Genomic DNA, 17,085 nt, shown 5'->3' with positions numbered 1-17,085 from the left:
CAGCTTATGTCTGATATTTCATCGTCACGCCCAAACATTTTGTCCAGCGGGACTATTACATCGAAAATAAGTAGCAAGTTAATTATTATTCGAGGTACTAGCGGTTATCACACCTGCTCTGTCTTAGATAATAGTATTCATATTTTTATTCAATCGATTGATACTAATTAGATAAATAAATAGATTGAAAAGTTTCAGCATATTGAAAAAATTATAGGAAATTATTTCCATATGAATTTAATTAATTTACCTTCTGCCTTCAGGTTCATACTGCAATCTATCATATCCCGCATAATCAGCCTTTATTTTACTCATAATAATAAAGCCATAATTTTATTTATGAGGAGGTGTCCAAATGGATCAAAACTATCAGATAGCCGACATATCCGGTCAATGTGTCCATGAGATTGACAAGCTGCAGAAAACTCTGAAAGAAAAAACCAACCAGGAAATTGTACTGATTGCTTATACGCCGTCAGAAAAGCAGGATTAGAGCAGTAAAGAAGAAAGACCGGACACTAAAATATGAGATATGCCAAGTTCTATGTGCAAAATACTTCTAACACAAAAGGTCATTTTCCTGTATAAAATCAAGAAAATGACCTTTCATTACACGTATTCTTGTTTTTAGTGATTATTCTCTTCCCCCTATAGAAGTGGGAGATTTTCACTTTTCTTGTTAAATAATAATAGCACTAGTTATCTGCTGGTTCCATCCGCAGCTTTTTTCTTTGGAGGATGTATCCGGATACAGAGCAGTTCTTTTACTTCCTCAAAAATCTTTTCAGTAGCCACATCGATCATTAGCCATCTGGAGCCGTTAAATACATTAGTATTCTTATAAAGTTCCTGCAGATATGAGCTGAAGGATCCCAGCATCAGTTCCGTCTCCGGCGCTTCTTTTCTCCCAATCGATATGAGGCAGGTGAAATATCCTTTATTCGGATATAACGTGCACAATGCCCTGCTGCTTTTCTTATATTTCACATTCCATCCCGGCGCCCCGGAACATCTGCTGTATTCTATGGCCGGCTTTATGGAATACGTCTCTTCAATAAATTCACACAGCCCTTCCCAAAACGGACAGTCCACATAAGCGCTGATGTCCTCAAATTCAGGTTTGTCCTCTCTTGTATATGCTTCAATCCATCCCATGATATTTCCTCCGTAAGTTTGTATTCTCATGTATCATACCACAATAATCAGGACAGCTGTGTGTCGTCTTTATTTCTTTTTAACCGGATAACATACTTCTGTCACCAGATCGTCCGGGCTTTTCGCCTCATAGGGGCTTACATGGTAAATACAGAACGAGGGGCCGTCGAATTCATAGCCGTTCTCCTGAATCCATCTGGCAACAGATTCGTTCACCTTTGTGATCTGGTCATAGCTTCCGCTGTATGTTGCTGAAGCCATCTGAACCGGCGCCACGGTCTTGAATCTCACATGTTCGGTGTCTTTATAAGATCCCTCCACACAAGCCTGTATTTCAACATCTACATCGCCGTCTTTGTACCCCTCGTCGTGGAATATTGCAAGTCCATAGCACGGCACGGCCTGTTTCAAATTCTGGGAAGCAGTCTCCTCATTTAACATCTGCCACAGCATTCCTTCCGCATCATATGCCGGAATTACCTGGCGCACACTGGCTACATACCTCTGGGGGAGCGTCTTTAACGTTACTTCGTAATTCATAAGATTACCATCCTTTCTCAACCATCTGATCGTATTGTCCAGAACCTGTAACCGTTCCTTTGTCAGCCGTTCCTGCTCCTCCAGCTCCCTGCGCTTAACCAGCAGAAACTCTTCTATAGCCCGGGGATCATCATACTTTTCTAAGATCTCCCCGATCACTGCAAGGCCAAAACCCATGCTTTTCAATACCTGGATTCTTTCAGCCAGCGGCAGCTGGGATACGCCATAGTAGCGGTAACCGGAGAGGTCATCCACGACCTCCGGCTTCAGCAGGCCAATCTCATCATAATGGCGCAGCATACGGATACTGATTCTTGACAACTTCGAAAAATCTCCTATTTTTAACATTGGTACCACCTTTCACATGTGTCTGTTTCTGAGCTCATTTATACCATACAGTATACCATAATGTGAGAGTCAAGTACTTATCGGGATTTAGTCGGCTAGCTTTCGCCTAGTCGACGGACGGGGACGCTTCATGAATGGATGTTCTCCGGAAGGTTTTCGGCTATCCATTTATGAAGCGTCCCCGTCCGCGCCGAGACTAAATTTCGTCGCTAAATCCCGATGTGAGAGTCAGGAGAAGTTCCGGACTAAGAGATCGCTTTTTTCTATAAAGTCCTCGATTGTATCAAACCCAGACTCTTCAAGCATTTTCATTACATAAGGGTTTTCCAGCGGGGTCGCAAAGGGAGCGCTTTCTCCATATGCATTTACCTGCCTGCGCCCTTCTTTTCGGTTCAAGATGGCTTTGGGACCTCCCACGCATCCACCCTGGCACCCCATTCCTTCGAAGAAATTGGCATCCGTCTCTTTGTTCTGAATCCGTTTAATTAATTCCCGGCAGGCCGGTATACCGTCTGCCTGCTCTGCCTTCACCTTTATCTTCCGATCCGGTCTCAGCTGCTTTTCGGTCTCCTGCACGGCCTCGCTCACGCCGCCGGTCCTTGCGTAGATCCGGCCTGCCCTGGAGGAATGCTCCTTTTCTTTATCGGCCAGTTCCTCCGGGTGGATGTCCGCGGCCTCAAAGATATCCTGTATTTCCTGAAATGTCAGCACGTAATCCACAGCCCCGGCAATATCCGGCTCTTTTGCCTCGCTCTTCTTTGCCAGACAGGGACCTGCAAATACAGTGAGTGCATCCGGATGCAGCTGTTTTATCATTCGCCCGCAGGCAACCATGGGAGATACGGCCCCCGGCACATGGGGCATCAATTCATGATACATCTTGCGGATCATAGAGATCCAGATTGGACAGCAGCAGCTTGTAAGCTGGTAATCCCCTTCTTCGTTGACATGTTTATCAAACTCCAGCGCTTCCTTTAAGGTCAGGATATCCGCAAAAAGAGCAACCTCCACCATTCCCGTGAAGCCCAGGGCCTGAAAAGCGGTCCGCAGCTTTCCCGGAGTTACTTTTTCCGAAAACTGTCCCAAAAACGCCGGGGCAACCATCATGTATACAGGCCCTTCTGACTCCCTTACGGCCTTCATTGCCGGAAGCACGTCCCTGCCCGCTGTGATTTTATCTGTCTTGCATGCCTCAATACACGCCTCACACCCGGTACACAGCTCCGGGTTGATGAATAATTTTCCATCCTCCCCGACCTCAATTGCGTCAAAGATACAGCTGTTCTGGCACGCACGCTCATATTCACACTCCTCACACGGCTCATTAAAGACGACCGGTGCATGGCTCTGGGGATGTAGAAGACAATCCAGATGATAGGGGTGGTACTCAGGCGGCAGAGGCGCTTTTAGTGATATTTTCCGGTTCAGAATCTCCCGGTACAGCTCTTCAAATGTTTTCATTTTAATTTCTCCCATTTCTAACTGATATTACCAGTTATTATGGGCGGAGCGTTCTGTTTTTATGCACATGCAAAACGCCCGGATGCCGTAACGGCACCGGGCGCAGACGAACCATGTATAATAATTCTTTTCGCTGTATGTCAGTCTTTCCTTGTGTCCCCCCAGAAGAACAGGGCCACCGTTCCGGGGCCTGTATGGCTTCCGATCGTTGTCCCAACACTGTTGATCACAACTTTTCCATTCAGCTTTGGAAAACGCTCTTCTATCATATCCGCCACTTTTCTCGCATCATTGTAGCAGTCCGAATGGGATATAAAACACTTTCCGGAGTAATCCAGCCTGTTCTCTGCAAACAGTTCCATTTTCTTTACGATCTCCCGGATTACTTTCTTCTTTCCCCGGATCTTAAAGCGGGGGATCAAGTGCCCGGTGTGATCCATGTTGAGCAGCGGACAGATCTCCAGCGCTGTTCCAAACCAACCGGAAACCTTGGATATACGGCCCCCTTTTACATAAAAGGTGAGATCTGTTGAAAAAAACCAGTGGTGCAGATTCAATTTGTGAGCCTCTGCCCATTGGTACACTTCCTCCAGGCCCTTACCTTCGTCCCGCAGGTCGGCCAGACGGTCCATAAGCAGTCCGTAACCGGAAGAAGCCCCCAGTGAATCCACAATAAAAATCTTCCTGTCCGGAAACTCCTCCAACAGTGCCTCTTTCGCAGTCTCCGCAGAATTAACCACTCCGGACAGCCCGGATGACAGGCACACATGCAGAATGTCCTTTCCCTGGATAAGTATGCTGCGGAAATACTCCATAAATTCCCCCGCATTTACCTGAGAAGTCTTGGTATCGGCTCCTTCTTTCATTCTGGCATAAAAAACATCAAAGGGCATACTCTGCCCCAAATCATCCGTATATTCCACACCGTCCAAATAATAATGAAAGCATATGAATGAGATATCCCGTTCTTTAAAATGCTCCGGCGACAAATCCGCAGTCGAGCAACAGCTTAATGCATAATTTTCCACAATCCTCTCCCCCTTTTCTGCTGCATTTATAATTTTATCTTACTCGTATATCACAGTTATGTCAACTATTTTATATAGTTGTTAATACTACTTTGTGCATTTTTAACCCCGGAAAAATAAATTTCCTGACCATATTTCTACGAAAGTTATCTGATACCGCCCTAGTGTCTGTCTGTATCTCTGGCAGAAGCGATTTCCGTACTATTTTAAAGGAATCTGGTGCATTGTTAATCCTGTCACAAGCATCTAAAATGAAAGAAAAAAGATACAAGGAGGATTCTATATGACTTCAAAAGAACGCGTAATGGCAGTATTTTCCCATCAGATTCCGGACCGTATTCCCATGTGGTGCGGTGCGTCTCCTGATTTTATGGCAAAGGCGCGCAGCTTTCTGAATGTTAAGAATGACGAAGAGGTTCTGCGGCGTTTCCATGACGATTTCCGTCGGGTTTATTCACGTTATGCCGGCCCGGACAAATTTAATCCGGACTGTGGTCCCATAAATGGAAAGACAAAATCCATATTTGGCATTGAAAGAGAAGGCATTGGCTATGGCCAGGCAGCGGCGCATCCCCTTGCCAATGCTGAAATCGAAGAAATCCATACCTATGCCTGGCCGTCCCCCGACTGGTTTGATGTCTCACATATCAGAGAAGACGCACTGGCATGGAAGAATCAATATGCTGTCCTGGGCGGGGAATGGTGCCCTATTTTTCATGATGCCATCGACCTGCTCGGCATGGAAAATATGTTGATCCTTATGTATGAAGACCCGGATATCGTACACGCCGTGCTTTCCCACATCACAGATTTCTATTATGAGCTGTCAGCAAGAGAATTTGAGGCGGCCCAAGGGGCAATCGATATTTTCTTTATCGGAAATGACCTGGGCAGCCAGACCGGACCTCTGCTGGGCGAAGAATTGTTCCGCAAATTTCTATATCCTTATTTGAAGCGGCTGGCGGATCTTGGCAGGGAATACGGACTTCCTACGATGATGCACTGCTGCGGCAGCTATGCCCAGCTTATGCCGGCGCTAATTGAGAGCGGCATCTCCGCCGTCCAGAGCCTGCAGCCGATCACCAGGGAAATGCAGCCGGCTAACCTGAAAAAACGCTTCGGAGAAAGGCTTATCCTCAATGGATGTATCGATTCAATCAGCGTACTTATAAATGGAAGCATAGAAGATACAGTCAGGGTAACCCGTGAAACCATCAAATGCATGAAGCCCGGAGGCGGCTACATTCTTTCCCCGAGCCATGACTACCTTCTGGAAGAGACTCAGGTTGAGAATGTACTCGCTATGTACGATACCTGCCTGGAAGATGGCTGGTACACTGCGTCAGAATCTGAGCAAAATATACGCAGTAACATTTAACCGTTCTATCCTGGAAAGGCCAAAATCAATATTTCTTTGGTTGAATAAGACTTGCCAGTACCTGGTAGAGGTACTCAACATCCACCGGTTTTGTCACAAAGCCATTCATTCCGGCATCAGCCGCAGCATCGGCGTCCTCTTTAAACGTATTCGCAGTCATAGCAATAACAGGAATCTCTGCCGCATCGGCCCGATTCTGGCTGCGAATGGCCCTGCACGCTTCCAGCCCGTCCATGACGGGCATCTGAATATCCATCAGAACCGCCTGATATTCACCCGGGCTGCTTTCCAGGAATAAATCGAGCGCTTGTTTTCCATTCTCTGCCCGCTTCACCGCTGCACCCTGCATCTTCAGCAGCTCAATGGCGATCTCTGCATTTAGGTCATTATCCTCGGCAAGGATAAAATTCATGTGCTCCAGGAAGTGATCGTTCTTCGTCTTTTCCGGTTTTGGCTCCAGCGCCCCAATTGGAAATTCAATAGTGAAATAAAATTCACTGCCCTTTCCTTCTTGGCTGGCAAGCTTCAGTTCACCCCCCATCAGCCTTATGAGCGTCCTGCTGATAGCCAGTCCCAATCCGGTTCCCTGGCTTTTGGAAAAGCTCGTGCCTACCTGTTCAAATGCCTCAAAGATGCGATTCTGATTTGCCTCGGAGATCCCCATACCATTATCAATAACCTGGAATCTATATGCCGCTTTCTTTTCAGAACGCTGCATCTGCGTCACACATACTCTGACCCTTCCGTCCTCAGGGGTAAACTTAAAGGCATTCGAAATCAGGTTAGCAAGCACCTGCTTCAGGCGTACTGAGTCCCCGACAATCACGTCGTCCTGAATCTCCTTCTTCATCCAAAAATCTAATCCCCGCCTTTTTGCTTCCGCCGTCATCATGCTTTCCAATTCATCCAGAATCTGCTCCAAAGAGAACGGCTCGCTTGCCACTGTCATCATACCGCTTTCAATTCTGCTCATATCCAGGATGTCACTGATCAAACTCAGCAGATAACGGGAAGAGGCACGTATCTTGGAAAGATTCTCCCTTACGTTATCCGGTACGCTGTCCATCATACAGGTCAGGTCGCTGATACCGACAATTGCATTCATGGGGGTTCTGATCTCATGACTCATCCTGGACAAAAATTCCCCTTTCGCACGGCTTTCAGCTTCAGCCCGCTCCAGGTTTACCTGCATCTTTGCCGCATGAATACGATAGCGCGCCATGATCAGGATAAAGATGACTACCAGAATAGATATCCCTGCCAGTATGGTTATAAACAGCATAGGATTCGCATAAATCATCTGGCTTGCCGAAAGATGACCTGTGCCTATGGATATCATATTCCGGCTCTCTATCGTCTCCTTCTCATCACTGGTCATTGTGTTAATGGCTTTGTTCATGATTGTCAGCAGCTCTCCCTCAACCGGACTGGGCATTGCAAAACTCATATCATTTTTTTCATTGATCACAGTATTCGGGACGACATTTTTAAACTGATTCGCCTGTATTTCCTGCTCGATTCTTGAAGAAAGGCCATAATAAAAGTCGACTTCTCCGCTATTAACTGCACGCAGCGCTTCGGTCACAGTCTCATAGTACTTTACCTTTGATACATGGATGCTGCCAGGCATCACCCGCCCTTTGGTCACTGCCCCGATGAGCCCTTCCGAAGGAAATGTCACAGACTTATTACGTGCTATGATGTCATTCAGAACCGCATACGGCTTTGTTACTGCCAGATTCATCTGGGCGCCTTCGTTATCGGTGCCAAGAAAAGAGCCGAGCATGTCCGCTTTTCCCTGTTTCACCAAGTCCAGTGAATCGCTGTAACTGTCCGCATAAACAAACTCAAACTTCAGCCCGGTAAACTCCTCCACCTTTTTCAGCACATCCGGTATCATGCCGTCGTGCTGGCCGTCATCATCTTCTATGCAATACAGAGGATGCCACTTTTTCAATACAGCTACTGTTACCGTTTTCTTCTGGCTGATGTAATCCAGTTCAGGCTGATTCAAATAAATAGCAGACATTCCGGAATCGGGAAAATTAGCCTCGTAACGCTCCTCGGCAAAATTCGGATTAGAGTCGATAATTTTTGCCATTGCCATATTCAATCCATCAAGAACTTCCTGATTATTCCCTGTTGTCACGATATAGTGGGGCTGTGAATCAAACTTTGCTACCAATCGGAACCTTCCGGAATCTTCTGTACTGTTTCCCAGAAGCATATCCACGCTGCCGTCTTCCAGTAAATGATAAAAATTTCCATTTACATGCTGTTCCCGCGGTAATTCAATCAATTCAGCATTTATTTCGTTGCTGTCCAAAAAAACCTTAAGGCGGCGGATATTCTCAGCCGCATTTTTATATACGCCGATCTTTTTTCCGGACATACTTTTCCAGTCAAAAGCCTTTATACTCTCATCGCCTTTTCTCGCTAAAAGGATAGATTTGCTGTAGCCGGTGTTGTAATCCGGATATGCAAAATATTCTTCCATTCCTTCCAGATAAAAACTGCCGCCCATCAAATCGTATTCACCCGCTAGAAACTCGTCAATCATGGTTTCACCTGTTGTGTCGATATATTCATACTTCCAGCCTGTATACTTGGCGATCTCATTTAGATAATCCACCACGATACCATGCCTCGTTCCATCCTCACTTGTCTCCGTAAATCCTTCCAATTCCGGAAAAGCAACCCGAAGGACACGCTGTTCTGTCTGCTCTTCCGCCTGCACAGGCGCCGCTGAACAAAACAATGCAGCTGCCAACAGCATGATGCAGTTTTTCATTCTCCCCTTCCATAGTATCTTCATATCCCAGAGCTCCTTTTTCATATTGGTTTTGCCGCTTCTGATTATATCATACGTGCCCTGCCGATGCGGCCTGTTCGCAAATACCTTTCCATTCCTCTGCCAGCGTCTATTCCAGTCTCGGCAGAATCTCCCCCAGTACCTCAACAGCCTCATTCAGTCTACTCAGTTCTTCCTGGCTCAGCTTTTCTTCCAGGGAACGAAGAAAATCTTTATTTTTCAGATAATATTCATCTAAATAGGCAGTGGCCTTCGGAGTAAGCCGCAGCCAGATCATCCGCCTGTCATTCTCATGGTACTGCCGTTCTATAAATCCATACTTATCAAGCTTATCCACCAGCTTGGTGACCTGCTGTTTCGGAACCTTCAGCTGCTGTGCCAGCTCCGTCATTGTCACTGTCTCACATTTCCTGACTGTTTCCAGACAGTAGTAAGTCTCCAGGCTCATCTCCCGGTGCAGTGTCTCTTTAAACGGACGCACCAGTTTTGAATGCCAATCCGGCATTACCAAAAGCAGATTTTTAACAAATTGTTCCGAATATTTTTCTTTTTTCATCTTTCTCTCCGTTGACAAATAAAGTTGATCGTGTTATGCTTTTAAATTAGTAAATAAAATATGACTATCATCATTGTTTAATCTTTATTGTACCATCACCAATTTCTAAATTCAAATACTATCCATGCCAAACTAAACAATTAAAGGAGATGACGCTGTTTATGAAAAACTACATACAAAATTTCATTGAAAATGTAAAAGATAAATTTCGTTTCGGTACGCTGAGTTTTATTTTTATTATCGCCTACGTTAATATCTTTCAGCATATCTTTGGTCCTGAAAATTCCATTGTGGGCGTTATCTTTACTATAATGATGTCCGCTTCTATGGTCCGTGATCTGACCGCTACTCCGGTAAGGCATCTGATCCTCCAGTCCGCCGTACTGGTCTGGATCGCACTGGCGGCATGCTGGGTTGTATATCTGCCGATGCCGCTGTCCCTCGTCATTAATTTTATCACACTATTTATGATTTTGTATGCTTTTACTTACGAATATTCCACCCATATGTACTTTCCTTATATTCTTTCCTACCTGTTTCTCATCTTCATCACGCCGGTGGATGCCGCCCATCTGCCAAAAAGACTTGTTGGCATGCTGGTGGGCGCCCTGTCCATTATTCTGTATCAATGGGTCATGGGAAGAAAACGTGTCGCTGAGACTGCACAGGATGTACTCACTGAAATGATAGACGATATCTCAGGTTATATTGCCTGGCTGCTGCTGGAATCGCCTGATAAGCTGGATCTCTCCGATATACGTCACAAGCTGTGCAGCCTGAGCCAGATCGTCTATGACAGAAGAAAAAAAGCACTCTGTATCTCGGACGCCGGTTTCTGCATGGTTGAGGCTGGACGCGGCCTGGAACACCTGCTGGCCTATCTTCAGGAGATTCCACGGAAAACGGTACATTCTGAAAAAAAACTGCTCCAGTATATTCAATCCCAGTTAAAGATGTACCGCGCTTATATAAATGCAGAGACTGCAGACTTGCGGCCGCCAGCCGCCCCTGTCTTGTCCGGCATACATGCAACAGAAACAGCCGGACGCGTAGGGGAACATTTAACCTTTATTTATCAAAAACTGCTGCATATGTCGGACCCGGAGAAAAAGCTGCACTACCGTAAAACGGCTCTTTCTCTGAAAATACAGCTTCAGATGGCTCTGGACTGGAGCCCTGTGCGGGGAATCTATGCACTGCGAGTTGCAATGATCCTGACCTGTGCCACAGCGCTCGTACAGTATTTGGCACTGCCCCACGGAAAATGGCTTCTCTTTACCCTGGCTTCCGTATCACTGCCCTACGCAGACGATGTCCCCCAGAAAATGAGAAAACGTATCATAGCTACAATTGCAGGCGGCCTGATCTCCGTTGTCATCTATTCTCTAGTCCCCTCTCCAGTCGGACGGACCGTTGCAATGATGCTGTCAGGATACCTGTCTTTCTTTTTTGCAGATTACACAGAAACTTATGCATGCTCTACCATCGGAGCACTCGGAGGAGCGGTCTTTATGAACGCATTTGGTTTCCAGGCAGTAACCGAGATGTTCCTGGTCCGCTTCTCGTATATATTGGTTGGTGCGGCTGCGGCATATGTACTGAACTATATGATGTTCCCTTACAGCCGTGACAGAGCGACCCGCGCGCTCTGGAAGAAATATCAGTCCAATATGGAACTGCTGGACAAAATTAAGCACACAGAAAAGCCGGATTCTCAACTATACTATACCCTGGTTATTCTGACTCATCTGCAGGAAGATAAACTCATACGAAATGCGGAGGAAGACCATAAAAATCACGGTTCATCCGGCTCTATGCGCTGGAATCTGGTCAAATCCAGCGATGCATAACTTCCAGCAGCCGTCCGATCTCCAGTGGTTTTGCTACATGCTCGTTCATCCCCGCCTGTTTTGCCCTGTAAGCGTCATCCGCAAATGCGTTGGCCGTCAGAGCAATAATTGGGATCTTCTCTGCATCCGGGCGCTGTCCGTTTTCTGCAAGTTTCCGGATCGCCCTTGCAGCGCCGTAGCCATCCAGCACCGGCATCTGGATATCCATCAAAATGAGGGCAAACTCTCCCGGCATTCCGGCGCAGAAGAGATCCACGGCCTCCTGTCCGTTGGAAGCACATATAACATCCAGCCCATAAGCAGTCAGCAGTTCCTCGGCGATTTCCCGGTTCAGCGCATTGTCCTCCACCAGCAGTATCCTCATATGCCCGGCGAATCCCGCCTCGGGCCCCGGCTGTACCGAAAAATGGGGATATACAGCTCCCTCTTCCTCCTGTGCAAGTTTTAGGAAGATCGTGACAGTAAAACGGGATCCCTTATTTAACTCACTCTCCACCTGGATGTTGCCGTTCATCATCTGTACCAGATTGCGGGTAATAGCCAGTCCCAGGCCAGTTCCCTGAATTCTGCTCACACGGGAATCTTCTGCCCGTTCAAAGGGCAGGAACATCTTGCTTTTAAACGGTTCCGACATGCCTATTCCGTCGTCTTCCACAACAAATTCGTAGCATCCGATCCCATTCCTTCCTGAAAGCTTTTCTTCCAGCCGGACATTGATATGACCGTTTTCATTGGTATACTTTACTGCATTAGAAAGCAGATTAAGCAGAATTTGCTTTACACGCACGGCATCCCCATACACCCAGCAGTGTTTTGGCTGCTTTACACAGGCTGTGTAAGCCAGCTTATGGCTGTCCGCATCGGGGCGGATGATCTCCGACACCTCCTCCAGTACGCCGTCAATCCGAAACTTATCCTCACTGAGCGCTACGCTGCCCGCTTCAATCTTGGACATATCCAGCACTTTATTGATTAATTCGAGAAGATGCCCTCCGGACAGATCGATCTTATTCAGGCAGTCTTCCATCTTTTCCTTATCCTCCATATGATTCTTGGCAATGGTGGTCATGCCCAGAATCGCATTCATCGGAGTTCTGATATCATGGCTCATCTTTGAAAGGAAATCAGACTTCGCCTGGTTTGCCTTATTCAGGGAATCATAAGCTTCTTCCAGTGCGTGCTTAGCCCGTTTTTCTTCCTCATAATATTCCAGTTCCTTCTGTTTTTCTGCACTGATATTACGAAACGCGATGATTGCAGTATCTGGTTTTTCGTTCTCCGCCTTTCTGAGATGCACTTCCATACGCAGCCACAGCTCGGACTGTCTGTTCCGGAATTCCACCTCCATATGCCGGTTCTCTGTTTTTAACTCTCTCAGAAGATTTTCTTTTCTGCAGATATCAGATACCTTATTCCAGTCAGCAAGATTAATTTCCCGCAAAATATAACTGCGGAGCTGGCCGGAATAGGAACCGTTTCTGGGAGGCGCCATTACACTTCCCGCCTCGGGCAGCCGAACCGCATAATAAGTGTCTTCCTCCAGATTCACATAGAAAATACTCACATACACGCCATTGATTGCCTGGAGCGCAGACTGGTTCATGTAGAGGCGTTCACTGTTTTCTGAGAGCTCCGACTTCATCCTATGGATATTATAGAGTGCGCCTACCACGCGGGCCGGCTTTCCATTATCCATCACGAGCCGTCCGTTTGCCCTATACCATAAATAACTGCCAAGACCTGTCCGCGGAGTTGAACAGCGCACCTCAAACACTTCGGTCCGCCCTTTGCATATGTTATCCATTACCATTGGGACATCATCGGGATGCACAATCTCCTGCTCCAGCAGTGCTTTAGAATAATTTTCTATCTCGTTGCGAAGAACCCCCTCGCCCGTGATCGGTTCATAGCTGATAAAACGGTCTGCCTCCATATCGTATTCAAACATGACGGCAGAGCTGACCTCCATGGCCACACGGTACATTTCCTGCTCCCGGTTCAGCTGCTCCTGAAGGATCTTTCTCTGCGTGATATCTATAACAGTGCGCTGCAGGATATTTTCACCTTCAGACGTGGTTCCCACAATCATAGTGGTACCCTGCATCCAGTGGACAGAACCGTCTTTCCAGATAACGCGGTACTCATTATCCTTGTAATCCCCGATTTTATTCAGCCCATAATATATCTCATGCAGAACTTCCCGGTCTTCCGCGCTCACTGCCCCAAGCACACCTTCCTGCCAGTCCCCCATCCCCTCTTCTATACTGTGATATCCCATCAGTAAAACAACGGCCCAGTTAAGAGAAATTAAGCGGTAACTGCCGTCACGGCATTGAACAAAGCGTATAATCCCGCAGGGTACGGTATCGTAGATACTCGTCAGCAGTTCGGTCTGCTCGCGAAGACGCTGGGCATCCTCCTCAGATCCCGTTATATCCAGATACAGGCTGTTGACCATCCAGTTTCCGTCCGCGTCCTGTGCCTTTTTTCCACTGTCAATAATCCACTTCAGACTTCCGTCCTTACACCGGACCCGGTATTTTGTGGAATACTCCAGCCCGCCGTCTTTGAAGGCTTCCGCGCAGTCGGCCAGCGCCTGTTCCAGGTCCGGAGGGTATACTGTCCCCACCGCAGTGCCGCCTGTGGCCTCCATAAACTCCTCCACCGTATAGCCAAACAGGCCGGCCGCCTCCCTGCTCACAAATGCAAAAGAATAGGTATCATCGTCATTGCTGATTTTAAGTCCGCCCGCAATTGAGGACATGATCACTTCCATCTGCCGGTTCTGCTGCTTCTTCTCCTCCTCCAGAGCCAGAAGGCGCTCCTGCACATATTCATAGGACTGTCTGCCGATCTTATCCGGAAACAGTTCCCCCTCCAGCAGTTCCTGGTAGGGATTGGAACAATGGATATGGGAACAGCGCAGCCCCTCATCCGTATCCCGGAATACAAATGTCACCCTCTGATGTGCTTTGAGGTACATCTCGGTATTGGGGTCTGTGGCAATCCACATGCGCCCCATCACCACGTATACATCTTCCACCGGAACAATGACATCATATTCTTCATCCCATATCATGCATTTCGGTATGACCCCGCCGTAATTCAGAAACTGCTTCGTACAGGCTTCCCGGCCTGAGAGGCACTCATCTTCTCCGGTGCCGAGCCAGGAAAACTGGGGAGAAAACAATGCCGTAATCCCCTCCATATCATGATCGCAGTAATGCATGTGCATCATACTGCTGGCCAGGTTTTTCACATCCTCCAAACGTTGATTGTACTCTCTGTCTGTTTTTGTTCTCACGCCGTCTAAACCCGCTTTCTTATTATTTTAACCAGTCCCACATGCGGTATTTCTTTCGCACCTGGCAGGTAATTCGGTTGTTTCTTAATTATACTGAATCCCGGCTTAAAACACAACGAAAATCGCGGTTCAATAACGTCCGCCTTCCTCACAGTACGGACACGTTTTGTTCTTCTGCGTCCTGCTTGCGGCGTCTGCCTGCCATGAGTGTCCTTTTTCGCAGATCCAAAAGACCGGTTTTCTGCTTGTACAGGTCAGGTCATGGGGCTGAAGCGAACCGTTTTTCCTGTAATCCCACTCCCTTACCAGGGCCGGAAAACAAGCTGCCAGCGAATTTTCCCTGCATACCCGGTATCCGGCGCAGTAGGGGCAGCCCTTTTTGCTGCCCACCTCATGCGAGATCCTCCTGCACCATTCATGATGCGGATACTTCGTGCACTGCCACCAGACTTTTTCTCCGGATCCGGCTGAAACATTTTTGGGATGCAGCATTTTATTTTTACCATAATGCCAGCGGGCTGCCACCTCCGGATGCGTCTTATCCAGGCTGTTCCCGCCGCGCACATACCGGCTGCGGCATACAGGACATCTGCTGCCTGCAGTTCTGGCCTGAATCTCCTTTTCCCATTCATGCCCGGCAGAACAGATCCACCATACTTTTTTATTGGATTTCGGCCGCACATCCTTTGGAGTTAGCGGATCGTTTTTCTCATAATTCCATTCAGCCGCAACATGCGGGTATACAGCCTCCAGGTTCTCCCCTTCTGTCGGCCTGCGACCGGAGCAATAAGGGCAGCCCCGCCCCAGAACACTGCGGTTGGATATCTTAGCCTTCCAGGAATGGCCTTTTTCACAGATCCAATAGGCATAGTTGTTATTCGCACAGGATAACTCCCACGGAGAGCCCTCGTTTTTCTCCCAGTCCCATTGTTCCAAAAGCTCCGGTTTTTTTGCAGCCAGGCTGTTCTCCCTTGTGAGCCTTCTGCCGCTGCAGTAGGGGCACCTTCCGCTTTTCACCATCTCTCTGACATTCCGCCTCCACGTATGGCCCTTTTCGCAGCGCCAGCTGACTATTGCGTGGGAGCCTACCGATACGTCATCCGGCGTAAGCCCATCATTGCCTTCGGTATCCCACATCTTCGCAATCCCCGGATTCTGCACTGACAGCCGGTTCTCATTGCTCACTCTGTGCCCGGAACAAAAAGGGCAGCCATAACCGCGGTTGGTCCGTTTATTTGGGGACATTTTCCAGACATGCCCTTTTTCGCACTGCCAAGTATAATCAGTTCCTGCTCCGTATTCCACCATCTCGGGAGTAATCGGCCAGTTCGCCTCCTTATGCCATTCCCCTGCGAGCTCCGGATATCTGGACGCCAGGCTGTTTTTCTTTTTACCTTCCACCAGAAGCGTACGGATATACTGGGCATCGCGGACGACATCCACATCCATCTTTATGTTCATCCCATAATGGCTGTTTATGTATCTCACAATCGCGGACACAACCTCATTCATATACTTATACGAGTGGTCAACACTGCAGACAATCTCTCGTTTTGTCTCTTGTTTCTGCTCTTTTGTTCCTTTTGCTTCCCAGTCCCGTTCCCCTGTCTGCTCTCTGACCGTCAGCACCCCGATCCCGATGCTTTGCAGATAGTCCGCTTTACGATTATCATAATCCGCCCGGTCATATATCTCATGGAACACTCCATTATACTCAATCCCCAGCTGAAGGTCCGGTATAAAGACATCCACTTCAAAACAATCGATCACAGCTCTGTTGGTGCATTCCGGGAAAATTTTCTTCATATAATAATAAATCACCTGTTCCGGGAAAGAAGTTTTCCCCTGCTTTTTGCAAACCGGACAGCCCTGTGCATGCTGCGTCCTGTTTGACACAAACGCCCGCCACCTATGCGTGGGGTTAAAGCTGCACTGCCAGTAAACCTTCTTCCCGCTGAATGGATGTATTTCTTCCGGTTTCAGGTCATTTTTTTCATAATCCCATTCCCGTGCAATCCCCGGAAACAGCGCCTGCAAATTATACTCTTCACTTACCAGCTCTCCCCGGCAGTAGCAGCATCCCTTAAAATCCCCCTGCTCATTCGGGCTCTTATACCAGCTGTGCCCGCGATCACATTTCCACCAGAATTTCTTACCCGAACCGGGAAGCACCTGATCCGGGGTCCTCTCATTCTTCTCATAATCCCAGCACTTTGCCAGCTCCGGATAAATCCGTTCCAGATTATACTCCTCCGATACCCGCCTGTGAGAACAATAAGGGCAGTCCGTATACTTACACCTATTACGCCATGCAGGAGGAGCTGTCCACGTATGCCCCCGCCCGCACCTCCAGGAAACCGCCTCTCTGGAACTACTCGGCACCTCCTCTGGAGAAAGCCCATTCACCTCATAATCCCACTGTTCAAGCACCTCTTCCCGCCCATGCCTCTTACAATAATCATAAAAAGATATTCTCATATGTATTCTCCTAAAAACACTAATAAAATAAGTATAACATAAAGTGAAAATTTGGAAAACTTACCTATTTCTTACTGGTCAATTGTATGACCCCTCAATTCAATCCGCCTTCCCCGCCACTTTCCGCTGCTCCGCCTCCCGCCCGGACGCACCAGCGTTATAGAAACCCAAACGG

11 protein-coding genes are annotated in these 17,085 nt (G+C 47.6%); 3 read left to right on the top strand and 8 right to left on the bottom strand.

The window, feature by feature from the left end:
• The first annotated feature begins 355 nt into the window (after positions 1 to 355).
• Positions 356 to 493: a hypothetical protein gene (locus tag GKG43_RS22980; protein ID WP_173005488.1), complete on the top strand. Its 138-nt coding sequence runs from the start codon at positions 356 to 358 to the stop codon at positions 491 to 493.
• A gap of 206 nt (positions 494 to 699) precedes the next feature.
• Here GKG43_RS22980 and GKG43_RS18150 read toward each other — a convergent pair whose 3' ends face one another.
• The 4 genes from GKG43_RS18150 to GKG43_RS18135 all read right to left on the bottom strand — a co-directional run bounded on the left by GKG43_RS18150 (position 700) and on the right by GKG43_RS18135 (position 4,532).
• Positions 700 to 1,155 carry a DUF3788 domain-containing protein gene (locus tag GKG43_RS18150; protein ID WP_025655489.1) on the bottom strand — a complete coding sequence of 152 codons (456 nt, stop codon included), beginning with the start codon at positions 1,153 to 1,155 and terminating at the stop codon, positions 700 to 702.
• A 69-nt stretch (positions 1,156 to 1,224) separates the two neighbouring features.
• Positions 1,225 to 2,043, bottom strand: coding sequence for a MerR family transcriptional regulator (locus GKG43_RS18145; protein ID WP_129879564.1), 819 nt, complete (start codon positions 2,041 to 2,043; stop codon positions 1,225 to 1,227).
• A gap of 228 nt (positions 2,044 to 2,271) precedes the next feature.
• Positions 2,272 to 3,504 (bottom strand): [Fe-Fe] hydrogenase large subunit C-terminal domain-containing protein, encoded by a 1,233-nt coding sequence (locus GKG43_RS18140; RefSeq protein ID WP_117440949.1) that lies wholly within the window; start codon positions 3,502 to 3,504, stop codon positions 2,272 to 2,274.
• A gap of 140 nt (positions 3,505 to 3,644) precedes the next feature.
• Positions 3,645 to 4,532: a DegV family protein gene (locus GKG43_RS18135; protein ID WP_117440950.1), complete on the bottom strand. Its 888-nt coding sequence runs from the start codon at positions 4,530 to 4,532 to the stop codon at positions 3,645 to 3,647.
• A 283-nt stretch (positions 4,533 to 4,815) separates the two neighbouring features.
• On the opposite strand from GKG43_RS18135, the gene GKG43_RS18130 reads away from it, so the two are divergent.
• On the top strand, positions 4,816 to 5,910 hold the full coding sequence (locus tag GKG43_RS18130; RefSeq protein WP_129879562.1) for a uroporphyrinogen decarboxylase family protein: 1,095 nt from the start codon (positions 4,816 to 4,818) through the stop codon (positions 5,908 to 5,910).
• A gap of 25 nt (positions 5,911 to 5,935) precedes the next feature.
• Here the strand turns inward: GKG43_RS18130 and GKG43_RS18125 are convergent, their stop codons facing one another.
• Both GKG43_RS18125 and GKG43_RS18120 read right to left on the bottom strand, forming a co-directional pair.
• A complete protein-coding gene (locus tag GKG43_RS18125; protein WP_243125873.1) occupies positions 5,936 to 8,725 on the bottom strand; it encodes a transporter substrate-binding domain-containing protein in 2,790 nt (929 codons plus the stop codon).
• 106 nt (positions 8,726 to 8,831) lie between these two features.
• Positions 8,832 to 9,278: a MarR family transcriptional regulator gene (locus tag GKG43_RS18120; RefSeq protein WP_025655483.1), complete on the bottom strand. Its 447-nt coding sequence runs from the start codon at positions 9,276 to 9,278 to the stop codon at positions 8,832 to 8,834.
• 161 nt (positions 9,279 to 9,439) lie between these two features.
• Here GKG43_RS18120 and GKG43_RS18115 point away from each other — a divergent pair, with 161 nt between their 5' ends.
• Positions 9,440 to 11,128, top strand: coding sequence for an FUSC family protein (locus tag GKG43_RS18115; protein WP_129879558.1), 1,689 nt, complete (start codon positions 9,440 to 9,442; stop codon positions 11,126 to 11,128).
• On the opposite strand, the gene GKG43_RS18110 is transcribed toward GKG43_RS18115, so the two are convergent.
• Together GKG43_RS18110 and GKG43_RS18105 are read right to left on the bottom strand one after the other, a co-directional pair.
• Positions 11,109 to 14,432 carry a PAS domain-containing protein gene (locus GKG43_RS18110; RefSeq protein WP_240285662.1) on the bottom strand — a complete coding sequence of 1,108 codons (3,324 nt, stop codon included), beginning with the start codon at positions 14,430 to 14,432 and terminating at the stop codon, positions 11,109 to 11,111. The two genes, GKG43_RS18115 and GKG43_RS18110, sit on opposite strands and share 20 nt — an antisense overlap.
• Positions 14,433 to 14,561: 129 nt before the next feature.
• Positions 14,562 to 16,910, bottom strand: a complete 2,349-nt coding sequence (locus GKG43_RS18105; RefSeq protein ID WP_025655481.1) for a zinc-ribbon domain-containing protein — start codon at positions 16,908 to 16,910, stop codon at positions 14,562 to 14,564.
• Between the last annotated feature and the right edge of the window lie 175 nt (positions 16,911 to 17,085).

The organism is Eubacterium sp. BIOML-A2 (assembly GCF_009680135.1).
Lineage (GTDB): Bacteria > Bacillota > Clostridia > Lachnospirales > Lachnospiraceae > Faecalicatena > Faecalicatena contortus_B.
This window is presented reverse-complemented; position numbering and strand designations above follow the sequence as displayed.

Excerpts from the sequence above, each read along its gene's own strand:
- GKG43_RS22980 (WP_173005488.1), top strand. The coding sequence starts at position 356 with ATGGATCAAAACTATCAGATAGCCGACATATCCGGTCAATGTGTCCAT.
- GKG43_RS18150 (WP_025655489.1), bottom strand. The coding sequence starts at position 1,155 with ATGGGATGGATTGAAGCATATACAAGAGAGGACAAACCTGAATTTGAG.
- GKG43_RS18145 (WP_129879564.1), bottom strand. The coding sequence starts at position 2,043 with ATGTTAAAAATAGGAGATTTTTCGAAGTTGTCAAGAATCAGTATCCGT.
- GKG43_RS18140 (WP_117440949.1), bottom strand. The coding sequence starts at position 3,504 with ATGAAAACATTTGAAGAGCTGTACCGGGAGATTCTGAACCGGAAAATA.
- GKG43_RS18130 (WP_129879562.1), top strand. The coding sequence starts at position 4,816 with ATGACTTCAAAAGAACGCGTAATGGCAGTATTTTCCCATCAGATTCCG.
- GKG43_RS18125 (WP_243125873.1), bottom strand. The coding sequence starts at position 8,725 with ATGAAGATACTATGGAAGGGGAGAATGAAAAACTGCATCATGCTGTTG.
- GKG43_RS18120 (WP_025655483.1), bottom strand. The coding sequence starts at position 9,278 with ATGAAAAAAGAAAAATATTCGGAACAATTTGTTAAAAATCTGCTTTTG.
- GKG43_RS18115 (WP_129879558.1), top strand. The coding sequence starts at position 9,440 with ATGAAAAACTACATACAAAATTTCATTGAAAATGTAAAAGATAAATTT.
- GKG43_RS18105 (WP_025655481.1), bottom strand. The coding sequence starts at position 16,910 with ATGAGAATATCTTTTTATGATTATTGTAAGAGGCATGGGCGGGAAGAG.